Genomic DNA, 12,802 nt, shown 5'->3' with positions numbered 1-12,802 from the left:
GACTCCCCATTTCGTGGGCTTCCGGTCTCGGCCAGCGATTCTGCGGCACGACCCGGGTCTTGCCACAAGTCCCCCGGTGCGCTATAGGTTAAGAATGGAAAGAGATGTGTTCCTTTCCATGCTTTGACGATGCGTCGATCACGGCTGCGTCGCCGTCTGGCAGCGCACGCCGTTGAGGACGAAAGCGTCGGGAATCGTCCCGGCGTGCTGGCCGTCGATGTTGGCGCCGACGTCGGACACCGACGAGCCGGCTCCGAGGTCCAGATGGCCGTCGAGGCCGCTGACGGTCACCGCCGTGCCCTGCTGCTGCCACGTACCGTTCCAACCGGACGCCGTGCGCACCTGACCGTCGACGTCGAAGTTGAGGGCCCACGCCCGCAGCGCCGTCCGACCGGTGTTGGTGATCGACAGCGACACGGTGGCGCCGTTGTCCCAGGCCTGCTTCACCTGGTATGCGACCGAGCACGACCCGGCGGACGCCTGGCCCGCGCCGCCGCTCGGCGAACTCGTCACGCCCGCCCCGGGCAGGCTCGACGCGGACGCACCCGATTTGGGCCCACCGGACCCGGTGGACCACTGGAGCTCGCTGGACCCTCCGGAGCGCATCAGCCCGCCGGCCGCGGCGATCCCGGCAAAACCGACCACCACGGCCACGGCGCCGCCCACGACCACCTTCCGCAGCCGGCCGGACCGTGACCGCGGCGCGTGCTCCGCCGCCGTCGCCGGCAACATCCTGGTGCCGCCCAGGTTGGCGGTCTCGTCGTCCGACGGTTTGACGACGCGGACGTCGACGGCACCCAGCCGTACACCTGCCAAGGCTGCGAGGCGGTGAGCCAGTGCCGCCGAGGACGGGCGCATGGCCGGTTCGGCGGCGAGGCACTGCTGGTAGAGCGCCGCGACCTCCAGCGGCATCCCCGGGATCAGCGGGAGCGGCGCCGGTTCCGGGTTGTCCCGCAGCAACCCTGCCCGGCCCGCCGCCGGCGGGTGGCCGGTCAGCGCCGCGAACAGCACGACGCCGACGGCGTACACGTCGGCGGCCTGGTCCCGGGCGCGGTCCGCCGGACCGGACCGGCGCTCGGGCGCGACGTAGGCGGACCTGCCTTCTCCGGCACGGGCGCCCACGATCGAGGCGATGCCGAAGTCGACCACCTTGACGCCGACGTCGGTGAGCATGATCGTTTCGGGCGTGACGTCGCCGTGCGCCAGGCCGCGGGCGTGGGCCGCCGACAGTGCGGCGGCGACGTAGGCGCAGATCTCGACCGCGCCGCGCCACGGCAGCGGACCGCTGGTGAGCCGGTCGGCGAGCGAGACTCCGTCGACGAGCTCCATCACGATGAAGGCCTCGTCGCCGGCCACGCCGTAGTCGTAGACGGCTCTGACGTTCGGATGGTTCAGGACCGCGGCGGACTGCGCCGCGGCCTGCAGCCGCCCGTCGTCATGCGGCTTCGCGGCGAGCAGCCTCACGGCGACCCGGCGCCGGAGAATCTCGTCCTGCGCACTCCAGACGAACGAGGTGCCGCCTTCACGCACGCGTTCGATCAACCTGTATCGACCAGACACCAGTCTCGGCACCTCAACCACGCAAACAGTGTGCCACAGACATTCTTGTGCAGATGCCGGTGAATCTGGACAATATGCCGATTCCTGGCCGACTGCGATGCGTCACCGGCGGTGGCGAGCGGCCTGCCCTGCGGCGTAGCGCGCTGCGCGCTCACGCGTCGGGGCTGACCAGTCCCGTCTGGTAGGCGATGACGACCAGTTGCGCGCGGTCACGAGCACCCAGTTTCGTCATCGCATGGCTGACGTGGGTCCGTGCGGTGGCCGGACTCAGGAACAGCTCGGCGCCGATCTCGTCGTTGCTCAGGCCCCGCCCCACCAGGGCCAGCACTTCTCGCTCGCGCTCGGTGAGCACCGCGAGCCGGTCCTGCGCGGCATTGGCCGCCGTTCGCCGCGCGGTGAACTGGCTGATGAGCCGTCTGGTGATCCGCGGTGCGAGCAGGGCCTCTCCCGCGGCGACCACCCGGATGGCATGCAGGAGTTCGGCCGGTCCGGCGTCCTTGAGCAGAAAGCCGCTGGCACCGGCCTGCAGTGCTTCGAACACGTAGGCGTCGGTGTCGTAGGTGGTGAGGATGAGAATCCGGACGCGCTCCAGCCCGTGCGTCCCGGTGATCTGGGTCGTGGCCTGGATGCCGTCCAGCTTCGGCATGCGGATGTCCATGAGGACGACGTCGGGGCGGGCGGTGCGGGCACGCTCGACGGCCTCGGCCCCGTTGGTCGCTTCCGCGACCACGGTGATGTCGTCCTCGACGTCGATCAGCAGTTTGAACCCGGATCGCACGAGCCCTTCGTCGTCGGCGAGCAGCACCTTGATCGGAGCGGTCGTCGACGGTGACACGGACGCTGTGCTCATAGCCGCGACCCGGTCGGTGCGAGGGGCAGCCGGGCCGTGACCTCGAATCCGCCGCCCGGAGTCGGCCTGGCGTCGAGTTCTCCGCCGAGCAGCTGACAGCGCTCGCGCATGCCCAGGATGCCGCGGCCGGCCTTGGCCGACGGGTCCGTTCCGTTCCCGGACGATCGATCCGTGCAGTGGTCGTCGGACCCGGTGCGGCGGCCCTCGTCGGTCACCCGGATCTCCAGCACGTCGATCCCCGGGTTCAGCGCGACCGTCACCCGGGTCGGGCCGACGTGCCGGATCACATTGGTGATCGACTCCTGCAGAATCCGGTAGGCGGCACTGCCCACCGCGCTCGGCAACGGCGTCGCGGGCGAGGCCGCCTCGAGCGTGACGTCCAGTCCGGCGTCGCGTGCCTTGGCGGTGAGCTCGTCGATCTGTTCCAGGCCGGGGTGCGGCAGGCGGCCGTCGCTGTCGTCACGGAGCACGCCGAGGATGGCTCGCATCTCCCGCAGCGCCCGGGAACTGGTCTGCTCGATGGCCTGCAACGCTTCGCGTGCCCGTTCCGGTCGCTTGTCGAGCACGTGCGCGGTGACACCGGACTGGACGTTGATGATCGCGATGGCGTGCGCGACGGTGTCGTGGACCTCGCGCGCGATCCGGAGCCGTTCGGCGTCGACCCGCGCCCGCGCTTCTTCCTCGCGGGTCCGTTCGGCCCGTTCCGCACGCTCCTGAGCCTCGGCCGCGATGACCCGCCGGGACCGGACGGACTCGCCGAGGGCCGCGCTCATGACCGACGCGCCGATGCGGAAGAACACCCAGCCGATGGCGGCGTGTGGCTGGATGCCGTCCGCGTCGATCAGCCACCCGACGGCGAGCGCCGTGGTGCCCACACCGGCGATCACCAACGACCGGCGCCCGTCGCCGTAGGCGGCGAGGGTGTACAGGGCGACGAAGAGCCCGAGCCAGCCGGGCCCGTCCGGGAAGTCGAGACCGTAGTACACCAGGCTCGCGAGCGCGGCGGTGACGAACACCGGAACCGGCCACCGGCGGCGGACAGTCACGACCAGACCACTCACAACCAGGAGCGCGAATCCGAGGTTTCCGAAGTCGGTGAGCGGACGCGGTGCCCCCTCGGCGGCAACCTTGGCGACCGTGCCCTGCACCTGCATCACGGTGACGAAGAGCGCGAGCATCACGTCTTGCGCCACCGTACGCAGGGGGAACGGCACCGCGCGGCGTTTCATGCCGTGATCCTACTGTTCTGGCGTACCGGCAATCCTCCGCTCGCAGGCGCGGCCCACTACGCCGACGGGCGTAGCGAGACACGAATCGTCTACGCGCGATTGCGTAGACGATGCCATCCGCTGCCAGACGCCACGGCGGCCGCACCGGCGCGACGATCACCGTCATGCGTAAATTCTTCGCCGGCCTGGCGACCCTGCAGTTGCTGGCGGTCGTCGCACAGTTCTTCCTCGCGGCCAGCGGTGCGTTCGACACGGCGCCCAACGACGAGTCCTTCCAGCCGCACCGCACGCTGGGCGCCGGCATCGTCCTGCTCGCGGTCCTGGTCACCATCTTCGCCGCGACAGCACGAATGCCCGGGCGGCTCATCGGTATGAGCGGCCTGGTCGCCGGGCTCGCGGTGGTCCAGGCCGTGATCCGGGAGATCGCCTCGGCGTTCGACGGCACCGGCGGCAGCACGACCGCCGGCGAGCTCGTCTTCGGTCTGCACGCGCTCAACGGTCTGGCCATCCTGGCGGTGGCCGTGCGGATCGTCCGCCAGGCCCGGCAGCTGTCCAGGCCGGCCACACCCGTGCGACAGGCGCCATGACCACCGGGCTGTGGATCATCCTGGACCACGTCGTCGCGCTGCTGAGCATCGCCACGTGGTTCGCGGCCGGCGTCACGCTGGCGCTGCGTCGCACCCGGCCGGCCCTCGCCGCCCTCGTCGCGGCGGTGCTCGTGACGCTGGTCCGGGTGGTCACCGTGGCGATGCTGGCCGGCCGGGGCTGGTGGTTCGTCCAGGAGAAGGTGCTGCTGGGGCTGCCGATGCTGGGGGCCGCGGCGGCCGGCGCCGTGCTGCTCGCCGGCCCGCGGCTGCTCGCGGCGAGGCGGGGGCGGGGCGACGGCTGGTCGGCCGGCGGCGTGGTCTCGGTGCTCACCGCGGCCTACGCGGCGCTGGCCGGTCTTGTGGCGACCTTCCTGGCCGGCTACCCGCTCACCCTGGGCACGGCCTTGGTCACGATCTCGGTCGTGGGCGCCGGCGCGTTGCTGACCGCGCGTGTGGTCGCGCCGCCCGCCGAGATCATCGCCGATTCGGGCGTCGCACGGGCGCCGGAGGGCCGGCGCGCGATCTCGCGCCGCCGGTTCATCGGCTGGACCGGTGGCGCGGTCGTGGTGACCGCGGCCGGTGCCGGTAGCGGTCTGTCGTCGCGGCCCGCCGCATCGGTGACCACGGGAGGCGGCCCCGGACGCTCGTCCCGGGCGGCCGTGTCGGTGGCCGACCTGCGGGGCTCCGGCTCACCGGCGCCGGGCGGCACCGTGCGGCGGCACGCGCTCACCGCGAAGAAGGCCACCGTACGGCTTCCGTCCGGACGGGAGATCGCCGCATGGACCTACAACGGCGAGGTCCCGGGTCCGGCGATCACCGCGACCCAGGGCGACCTGATCGAAGTGCGGCTGAGCAACGCCGACATCGAGGACGGGGTGACCCTGCACTGGCACGGCTACGACGTACCGTGCGGCGAGGACGGCTCGCCCGGTGTGACCCAGACGGTCGTGGGACCCGGTGCGGACTTCGTCTACCGGTTCCCCGCCGACCAGGTGGGCACCTACTGGTACCACACCCATCACGCGTCCCACGTCGGCGTGCACAAGGGGCTGTACGGAACCCTCGTCGTGCGACCGCGCGACGGAGAGCGAGCCGGCTCCGCGGCGGAGCAGCTGGACCTGACCCTGCCCGTGCACACCTTCGACGGCACCGTCGTGATCGCCGGCGGAGACGGTCGAACCGAACAGCTCGCACCACCCGGTACACCCGTGCGGCTGCGATTGATCAACACCGACTCGGATCCGCACCGGATCGTCCTCGCCGGAACCCCGTTCCGGATCGCGGCCGTCGACGGCCGGGACCTCAACCAGCCCGGCGAGGTCAGCGACGTCGGCCTGCGCCTGCCCGCGGGCGGCCGGTACGACCTGGTGTTCCTCATGCCGGACACGTCCGTGGCGCTCGTCGTCGACGGCGATCGTGACGGCGGACTGCGCCTGCGCCCGCACGGCGATGCCCCCGGCGCGGCCCGCATCGAGGACACCTCCGGCCTGCCGGAGCTCGACCTGCTGCGGTACGGAGCCGCGGCCGCCGTGCCCTTCGACCCCCGCCGTGCCGACCGGCACTTCACCATGGTCCTCGATCGCGGAGTGGCCATGGTCGACGGCCGCCCGGCATATGCGCACACCGTCAACGGCCGAGGCCACCCCGCCATCCCCGACCAGCTCGTCGCCGAAGGCGACATCGTCCGGTTCACCGTCGTCAACCGAAGCCTGGGAACGCACCCCTGGCACCTGCACGGCCATCGCGTGCTGATCCTGTCCAGGGACGGGACGCCGTCGACGGGCAGCCCGCTGTGGGTGGACACGTTCGACGTCCGGCCGGGCGAGACGTGGGAGGTCGCATTCCGCGCCACGAATCCAGGGATCTGGATGAATCACTGCCACAACCTGCCCCACGCGCATCAGGGCATGATGCTGCGGCTCCAGTACGACGGCGTCACGACGCCGTTCGGCGGCTCGCACGGCGCAAGCGCGGGCCATGTTCACTGAGGAGAAGTTGATGACAACCGAGGCTCCGCGTACGGATGGAGCGCTGGCGGGACTGGCCCGGTTCTGTTATCGGCGCCGCCGCCTGGTCCTGCTGACCTGGATCGTCGGCGTGATGGCCGTGGCGTTCATCGGTTTCCGCTACAGCGCCGCGTCCGACAACGATTACGCCGGTGGAGACTCCGATTCCGCCAAGGCGCAGGCTCTGATCGCGAAACACTTCCCCGAGCGGCAAGGGGACACGCTGACGCTCGCGATCAAGGTGGAGCGCGGGATCGACGACCCCGCCGCCCGGGAGAAGATCGAGAAGGTCATCGCCGATCTGGGCGCGTCACCCGTTGCCGGGCCGATAACCTCGCCGTACGAGGACGAGAACCTGGTGACGAAGGACCGTCGTATCGCCCGTACGACCATCCCGCTGACCGACAAGGATGTGCCGAAGTCCGAGGTCAAGCCCCTGGTGGACACGGTCAAGGCCGCGTCCGGCGACGGCGTGACGCTGGGGCTGGCCGGGGACAAGGCGGAAAAGGCCGAGACGCCCCCGCAGGGCCCCGCCGAGGGCGTGGGCATCCTGACGGCGGCGGTGATCCTGTTCATCGCCTTCGGGTCGCTGGTGGCGATGGGCCTGCCGCTCGTGACGGCACTGATGGCGCTCCTCGGCGGCATCGCCCTGATGAAGCTCGTGGGGCACGTGGTCCCCTCGCCGGACTTCACCGTGCTGGTCGCCGTGTTGATCGGGCTCGGGGTCGGCATCGACTACGCACTGTTCATCGTGACCCGCTACAAGGAGAGCCTGCAGGAGGGCGACGAGCCCGAGAGCGCCACGGTCAAGGCCATCACCACCGCAGGTCACGCGGTGCTGTTCGCCGGCACGACCGTCATGATCGCGCTGCTGGGTCTGATCGCCATGGGACAGAAGATGATGACCGGCGTGGCCATCGGCGCGTCGGTGGCCGTGCTGGTGACGATGATCGCCGCGGTCACCCTGCTGCCGGCGTTCCTGGGCTTCACCGGCCACAAGATCAATTCGCTGCGCCTGCCCCGTCGCGCGTCCCGCCGCCGCGAGGCCGACGGTGTCCCGTCCCGGGAGCGCCGCACCCCCGCCGAGCGCTGGGCCGGCGTGGTGCAGCGCCGGCCTCTGCTCGCCGCGGTCCTGGCCGGCGCGAGCCTGCTGCTGCTGGCCGCCCCGGCGCTGTCGATGCGGCTGAGCCTGCCCGACGCCAGCGTCCAGCCCCACGACCGCAGCAGCTACACCTCGTACCGGATCCTTTCCGAGGGCTTCGGCCCCGGCTACGGCGCACCCCTGATCTTCGCCACCGAGGTCGGCTCCAGGAATGCCGATCTGCGTCCCGTCGTCGAAGCCGTCGGGGAGACCGAGGGCGTCGCCTACGTCACGCAGCCCCGGGTCAGCAAGGACGGGCAGGCCGCCACCTTCATGGCCTTCCCCAGGACCGGGTACCAGGATCCGGCGACCGCGGACCTGGTGCACAGGCTCCGCGCCGACGTGCTGCCCCGGGCATCCGGGGGTGAACGGGTTTACGTCGGCGGCCCGAACGCCGGCGCGATCGACTTCGCCGAGGACACCGGCTCGCGCCTGCCCCTGATGATCACGGTTGTCATCGTGCTGTCCCTGGTGCTGCTGATCGCGCTGGTCCGGTCGGTCACGATCGCGCTGCAGGCCGCCGTGATGAACCTGCTGTCGATCGGCGCCGCCTACGGCGTGCTGGTCGCGATCGTGCAGTGGGGATGGCTGGGCCCGGCCCTCGGTTTCCCCGTCGCCATGCCGATCACGACCTGGGTGCCGATGATGATGTTCCCGCTGCTGTTCGGCCTGTCGATGGACTACGAGGTCTTCCTGATCTCACGGGTCCGCGAGGAGTACGAGCGCACGGGCGACACCCGCCGGGCCGTCACTCGCGGGCTGGCGCGGACCGCCAAGGTCATCACGGCCGCGGCCGCCATCATGATCGCCATCTTCACGACCGCCCTGCTCGGCCCCGACGTCTCGATCAAGCAGATCGGCCTGGGCATGGCCGTCGCCGTGCTCGTCGACGCCACCATCATCCGGATGGTTCTCGTCCCCGCGGTGATGGAACTGTGCGGCAAGGCCAACTGGTGGATGCCCGGACGCCGGGCATCGGAGGCGACCTCGGCCTCGCCGGCCAGGGTCGGGGCAGACGCACGTTGACCGGGACCGCGGCGGCGCGGCGGTCGGCCGCGCCGCCGCGCGCGATCTCGCGGGCTACCGGGTGATGCCGAGCGTGGCGATCAGGTCCTCGTGGAGCTCGAACCAGACCCGGTGACACGAGTCGACCTCGATGCCGGTGATCCACGCCGGGTCGTGGCGGGCCCGGGCCAGCGCGGCGGTGAACCGGTCGTGGTAGCCGGCGAACCGGGCCAGGTGTGCGGCCAGGGGCAGTTCGAGGTCGCGCAGCTCGTCGGCGAGGCGGTCGAGCTGGTGGAAGGTGCCCGCGGGACCGCCGGAGTCCAGCTGCCACGCGGTGAAGATCTGGGACGCTCGGGCGTTGAGCGGCAGGAACTGCTCGTGGACGGCGGCGACGGTCCCGTGGGCGCCGGCGCGGTCGAGCTCGTCGCGCAGTTGTGCCTCGTTGTGCCGCCGCCCGGTGCCGGTGAGCGACCACCCGGCCAGGTCGGCGAAGGACGACCTGCTGACCCGGCCGTGTGCCTGGGCGTCGAGGAGGTCCTCGCGGGTCTGGCCGGTGTCGAGGCCGAATCGGGCGGCGACGGCGGCGGTGCCGGCGAATCCCTTGAGTCGCACCGCGTGGAGGACCAGCAGGTCGGTGGGGGACGGGTGGGTCATCGGCCACATCCTGCGGTGATCGTGCCGGCGGTGCCGTCGACGGTGACGGGTGCGCCGTCGGTCAGGCTGGCCATCGCCTCGCCGGCGCCGACGACGGCGGGGATCCCGAACTCCCGCGCGACGATGGCGGCGTGGCTGAGGACGCCGCCGGTCTCGGTGACGACGGCGGCGGCGAGGCGGAACAGCGGGGTCCAGGCAGGGTCGGTGGTCCGGCACACCAGGATGTCGCCGCGCCGGACGCGGGAGAAGTCGTCGATCGAGCGCACGAGGCGTGCCGGTCCCCGCGCCCGGCCCGGGCTGCTGGGCACACCGGTGACCAGTGAGGGAGCCGAACCCCGGCCACCGGCGGCCGCCGGGGCGCCGAGGGCGGTGATCGGGCGTGCCTGCAGCAGCCAGATCCGGCTGTCGCGAGCCGCCCACTCGACGTCCTGGGGCCGGCCGAAGAGGTCCTCACATCGCCGGCCGAGCGCGACGAGCCGGGGTACCTCGTCGGGTGTCACGCAGCCGCGGACCCGGTCCGATGCGGGGACGGGCGAGCGGACCAGCCCGTGCTCGCGCAGGTCGAGCCGGGTCTGTTTGGCCCCGACGGTGACCCGGACGGTGTCCGCCGGCGCGGTCACGACGACCTCGTCGGGGACCACCGCGCCGGAGACGACGGACTCCCCGAGGCCCCAGGAGGCGTTGATCACCACCGCGTCGGTGCCGGTGCGGGGGTCGCGGGTGAACAGCACGCCCGCGTGGTCGGCCTCGACGAGCTCCTGCACGAGCACCGGCGCGGCGGGCTCGTCGTCGAGGTCGAGGTGGGCCCGATAGCTGCGCGCCCGGTCCGTGCGCGGCGAGGCGGCGCAGCGCCGGAGCGCGGCCAGGACCTCGTCGAGGCCCCGGGCGCCGAGGACGGTTTCCAGCTGCCCGGCGAAGGACGCCGTCGCGGAGTCCTCGGTCAATCCCGACGACCGGACCGCGACCGCCCGGCGGCGCAGCCGGCCCAGGTGCTCCGCGACCACCCTGGGGTCGACGGCCGGGTCGGTGACGACGAACCCGTCCGGGACGGGAAGACCGGCGCGCAGCAGTGTGGCGAGGCCGTGAGCCTTGCGGCCGCACGCGGGGCCGGCGTCGATGAGCGGGACGACGCTCACGAACCGGCGTCCTCGCCGAGCCGCGCCAGCACGCGCTCGTGCCGCTGCTGCGCCGCCTGGGCGGTCCGCAGGCCCAGCGGGCGCGCGACTTGGGCCCAGGTCAACCCCTCGGCGCGAGCGACGAACAGCAGGCCCGCCTCGAGCTGGTCGAGCTCGGCGCGGGCGGCGGCCAGCAGCGCGATCGCGGCCAGCAGGTCGTCGGGCAGCTCCAGCGTCCCCCGGTCGGTGTTGGCTCGCCACAGCGCCTGTCGGATCAGCGTGAACGCGTCGTGCGGCTGGCCGTCGGCCAGCCAGGGCAACCGGGGCAGGTCGGTGCCGCCGCGGGCGGACAGCCGGTCCCGCGCCCACTGTTCGACGGCCCCCGCGGACTGATCGTCCGATCCTTCATGCATGCCCCCAGCGTGTCCTTCAACAATCTGTTTGTCAACAGACTGTTGAAGAAGCTACCGTCGTACCGCACCGGACCGGCCGATTGGATATCCGCCATGCACACCGCCCTCGTACTCGACATCGACGGCGTCGTCTGCCCGGCGTCGTCCTGCACCCGATCCGCGTCGCGCCGGCACTGTGCGCCGCGCTCACCGGGCGCCTCGAACGCTGGATCGGCCCCGGCGGCACCCGCTAACGGCGGGCACGGCGCGTCCCGGCCCGCCGTCCGAACCGATGAGAACGCGGCCGATCCGCCGGGCGCTGCCAGGCGCTGCCCGGGCGTTATCGTTTCTGGCGTGCACATCCGATTTGACGTCCCGGCCGATCCCGCTTACCCGGGCCGGGTGGCCGCGGTGCTCAGCGGTGTTCGGCTGCGCAGGTACGGCCACATCGGCGCGGTGCTGTTCGCGGTCGGGGCCATCGGTCTCGCCGTCGCGCATGTGGTCGGCTGGGGCGAACGGATCTCGCAGCTGTACGTCGCGATGGTCGTGGGCGGCCTGCTCTCGATGCTGTACTCGCCGTGGGTGCGGTCCAGGGCCCGGCGCCGCTCCAGTGGCTATGCCGTCGAGGGCAGCTACGACATCACCGACGACAACATCATGATGCACAGCGGCTCCGAGTCCGGTGGCATCGCCTGGGACGGGGTCGACCGGGTGGTGGACACCCCCGAGTTCTGGATCGTGTACGTCGGGCGGATGCCGGCAACCGTGATCCCGCGCCGCTTCATGTCCGCCGAGGACGTCGAGACGCTGCGAACCTTCATGGTGGAGCGCGGGCTGCTCGGCGCCTAGAGCAGACCTACGCCGTAAACTGCCTGACGTCGATGCGTCGGGTGGGCCAGGGGGCGGAATGCCGGATTCGATCATGGTTCCGTTCCACGGTGCCGGCAGCGGCGTCGACGAGTTGAGCTGGGGGCAGCGCGAGCTGTGGGGCGGGATGGTCCGGCAGCGGACCTGGATGCCCATGGGGATCGTGGTGCCGCTGCCGGAGGGCAGCACCCTGGACGCGGTGGCGGCCGAGCTGCGGTTCATCATGGAGCGCTTCCCGTCGATGCGCACCCGGCTGCGGCTGCGCCCGGACGGGCCGCCGCAGCAGGTGCTGTCGGCATCCGGCGAGCTGCCGCTGGAGGTGGTCGACGTCCCCGCCGGTGGGGATCCGGCCGCGGTCGCCGAGGAGGTCAGCCGCCGCCTGCACGAGACCGGCTTCGACTTCGAACGGGACTGGCCGGTCCGGACCGCGGTGATCCGGCACCGGGGCGCGCTGACCCACCAGGTCACGGTGGTGTGTCACCTCGTCAACGACGGTTTCGGCGGCATGGTGCTGGCGGACGAGGTGGCGCGATGGCATCGCGCCGGGCGCCGGTCGGACACCGAGCCGACCGCGATGCAGCCGCTCGAGCAGGCCCGGTGGCAGCGCTCCGCGGCCGGGCAACGGCAGTCCGCCGCGGCGCTGCGGCACTGGGAGAAGGCGCTGTTGGCCATCGCGCCGCGCCGCTTCCCCGGCCCGCTCGATCCGCGCCGGCCACGACACTGGCAGGCCGGGTTCGCGTCCCGTGCGTTGCATCTCGCGGCGCTGGTGATCGCCCGGCGTACCGGCACGGACCGCACGACGGTGCTGCTGACCGCGTTCGCCGTCGCGCTCGCCGCGGCCACCGGCATCCACCCGGTGGTGGTGCGGGTGGTGGTCAGCAACCGCTTCCGCCGGCCGCTGGCCGACACCGTGAGCCCGGTCAGCCAGCCCGCACTCTGTGTCCTGGACGTCGCGGACCTGCCCTTCAACGAGGCCGTGACCAGGACCGGGCAGCGGGCGCTGGCCGCGTACAAGCACGCCTATTACGACCCCGACGACCTCGACGCACTCCTCGAGCGGGTGAGCCGGCAACGGGGCGAGGAGGTGGACATCGCCTGTTATTTCAACGACCGCAGGCCGCCGAGCCCGGCCTCCGCCGAGCCGCTGCCGACCACGGATCAGGTGCGCGCCGCGCTGGCCGGGACGGCATTCCATTGGATGTCCCGGCAGGACCGGCCCAACGAGCGGCTGTTTCTGACCATCAGCGACAACCCGGACACGGTACAGCTCGACATCTGCGGCGACACCCAGCACCTGCCGCCGGCGGCGCTGGAGGCCTGCGTCCGGGGGATGGAGGCGGTGACCGTCGCCGTGGCCACCGCCGGCACCCTGGGAACGTGGTCATGCGAATGAATG

At 72.0% G+C, this 12,802-nt stretch carries 11 protein-coding genes; 5 read left to right on the top strand and 6 right to left on the bottom strand.

Annotation, left to right across the window (positions count from 1 at the left end; all coding sequences use genetic code 11):
- Positions 1 to 138: 138 nt before the first annotated feature.
- The 3 genes from ACGFI8_RS42060 to ACGFI8_RS42050 form a co-directional block, all read right to left on the bottom strand.
- A complete protein-coding gene (locus tag ACGFI8_RS42060) occupies positions 139 to 1,560 on the bottom strand; it encodes a serine/threonine-protein kinase (protein WP_392813309.1) in 1,422 nt (473 codons plus the stop codon).
- Between the two features lie 151 nt (positions 1,561 to 1,711).
- Entirely contained in the window at positions 1,712 to 2,410 is a 699-nt protein-coding gene (locus ACGFI8_RS42055; RefSeq protein WP_392813307.1) for a response regulator, read from the bottom strand.
- Positions 2,407 to 3,639: a sensor histidine kinase gene (locus ACGFI8_RS42050; RefSeq protein ID WP_392813306.1), complete on the bottom strand. Its 1,233-nt coding sequence runs from the start codon at positions 3,637 to 3,639 to the stop codon at positions 2,407 to 2,409. Before ACGFI8_RS42050 ends, ACGFI8_RS42055 begins: the two co-directional genes overlap by 4 nt.
- Positions 3,640 to 3,803: 164 nt before the next feature.
- Here ACGFI8_RS42050 and ACGFI8_RS42045 point away from each other — a divergent pair, with 164 nt between their 5' ends.
- Genes ACGFI8_RS42045 through ACGFI8_RS42035 form a run of 3 tightly spaced genes read left to right on the top strand, consistent with a single transcriptional unit; the run spans position 3,804 to position 8,399 of the window.
- The gene (locus ACGFI8_RS42045; protein ID WP_392813304.1) at positions 3,804 to 4,226 is read left to right on the top strand and encodes a DUF6220 domain-containing protein; all 423 of its coding nucleotides are present in this window, start codon (positions 3,804 to 3,806) and stop codon (positions 4,224 to 4,226) included.
- Entirely contained in the window at positions 4,223 to 6,214 is a 1,992-nt protein-coding gene (locus ACGFI8_RS42040) for a multicopper oxidase family protein (protein WP_392813303.1), read from the top strand. Before ACGFI8_RS42045 ends, ACGFI8_RS42040 begins: the two co-directional genes overlap by 4 nt.
- Before the next feature lie 10 nt (positions 6,215 to 6,224).
- On the top strand, positions 6,225 to 8,399 hold the full coding sequence (locus ACGFI8_RS42035; RefSeq protein WP_392813302.1) for an MMPL family transporter: 2,175 nt from the start codon (positions 6,225 to 6,227) through the stop codon (positions 8,397 to 8,399).
- A 54-nt stretch (positions 8,400 to 8,453) separates the two neighbouring features.
- Here the strand turns inward: ACGFI8_RS42035 and ACGFI8_RS42030 are convergent, their stop codons facing one another.
- Genes ACGFI8_RS42030 through ACGFI8_RS42020 form a run of 3 tightly spaced genes read right to left on the bottom strand, consistent with a single transcriptional unit; the run spans position 8,454 to position 10,560 of the window.
- Positions 8,454 to 9,032, bottom strand: a complete 579-nt coding sequence (locus tag ACGFI8_RS42030; protein WP_392813300.1) for a transcriptional regulator — start codon at positions 9,030 to 9,032, stop codon at positions 8,454 to 8,456.
- Complete coding sequence (locus ACGFI8_RS42025; RefSeq protein ID WP_392813299.1) at positions 9,029 to 10,168, bottom strand: PEP/pyruvate-binding domain-containing protein; 1,140 nt, start codon at positions 10,166 to 10,168, stop codon at positions 9,029 to 9,031. Before ACGFI8_RS42025 ends, ACGFI8_RS42030 begins: the two co-directional genes overlap by 4 nt.
- Positions 10,165 to 10,560, bottom strand: a complete 396-nt coding sequence (locus ACGFI8_RS42020) for a DNA-binding protein (RefSeq protein ID WP_392813297.1) — start codon at positions 10,558 to 10,560, stop codon at positions 10,165 to 10,167. Before ACGFI8_RS42020 ends, ACGFI8_RS42025 begins: the two co-directional genes overlap by 4 nt.
- A gap of 333 nt (positions 10,561 to 10,893) precedes the next feature.
- Here ACGFI8_RS42020 and ACGFI8_RS42015 point away from each other — a divergent pair, with 333 nt between their 5' ends.
- Together ACGFI8_RS42015 and ACGFI8_RS42010 are read left to right on the top strand one after the other, a co-directional pair.
- A complete protein-coding gene (locus tag ACGFI8_RS42015; RefSeq protein ID WP_392813295.1) occupies positions 10,894 to 11,388 on the top strand; it encodes a YcxB family protein in 495 nt (164 codons plus the stop codon).
- Between the two features lie 73 nt (positions 11,389 to 11,461).
- Entirely contained in the window at positions 11,462 to 12,799 is a 1,338-nt protein-coding gene (locus ACGFI8_RS42010) for a condensation domain-containing protein (RefSeq protein ID WP_392813293.1), read from the top strand.
- Positions 12,800 to 12,802 lie beyond the last annotated feature (3 nt).

Origin of the sequence: Dactylosporangium sp. NPDC048998, assembly GCF_043197855.1 — a bacterium.
Classification (GTDB): Bacteria; Actinomycetota; Actinomycetes; order Mycobacteriales; family Micromonosporaceae; genus Dactylosporangium.
Note: the sequence above shows the minus strand (reverse complement) of the source record. Positions and strands in the feature narration are given on the sequence as shown.

Bases quoted from the DNA above. Each gene is read 5' to 3' on its own strand.
- ACGFI8_RS42040 (WP_392813303.1), top strand. From the start codon at position 4,223: ATGACCACCGGGCTGTGGATCATCCTGGACCACGTCGTCGCGCTGCTG.
- ACGFI8_RS42030 (WP_392813300.1), bottom strand. From the start codon at position 9,032: ATGACCCACCCGTCCCCCACCGACCTGCTGGTCCTCCACGCGGTGCGA.
- ACGFI8_RS42055 (WP_392813307.1), bottom strand. From the start codon at position 2,410: ATGAGCACAGCGTCCGTGTCACCGTCGACGACCGCTCCGATCAAGGTG.
- ACGFI8_RS42020 (WP_392813297.1), bottom strand. From the start codon at position 10,560: ATGCATGAAGGATCGGACGATCAGTCCGCGGGGGCCGTCGAACAGTGG.
- ACGFI8_RS42045 (WP_392813304.1), top strand. From the start codon at position 3,804: ATGCGTAAATTCTTCGCCGGCCTGGCGACCCTGCAGTTGCTGGCGGTC.
- ACGFI8_RS42050 (WP_392813306.1), bottom strand. From the start codon at position 3,639: ATGAAACGCCGCGCGGTGCCGTTCCCCCTGCGTACGGTGGCGCAAGAC.
- ACGFI8_RS42010 (WP_392813293.1), top strand. From the start codon at position 11,462: ATGGTTCCGTTCCACGGTGCCGGCAGCGGCGTCGACGAGTTGAGCTGG.
- ACGFI8_RS42035 (WP_392813302.1), top strand. From the start codon at position 6,225: ATGACAACCGAGGCTCCGCGTACGGATGGAGCGCTGGCGGGACTGGCC.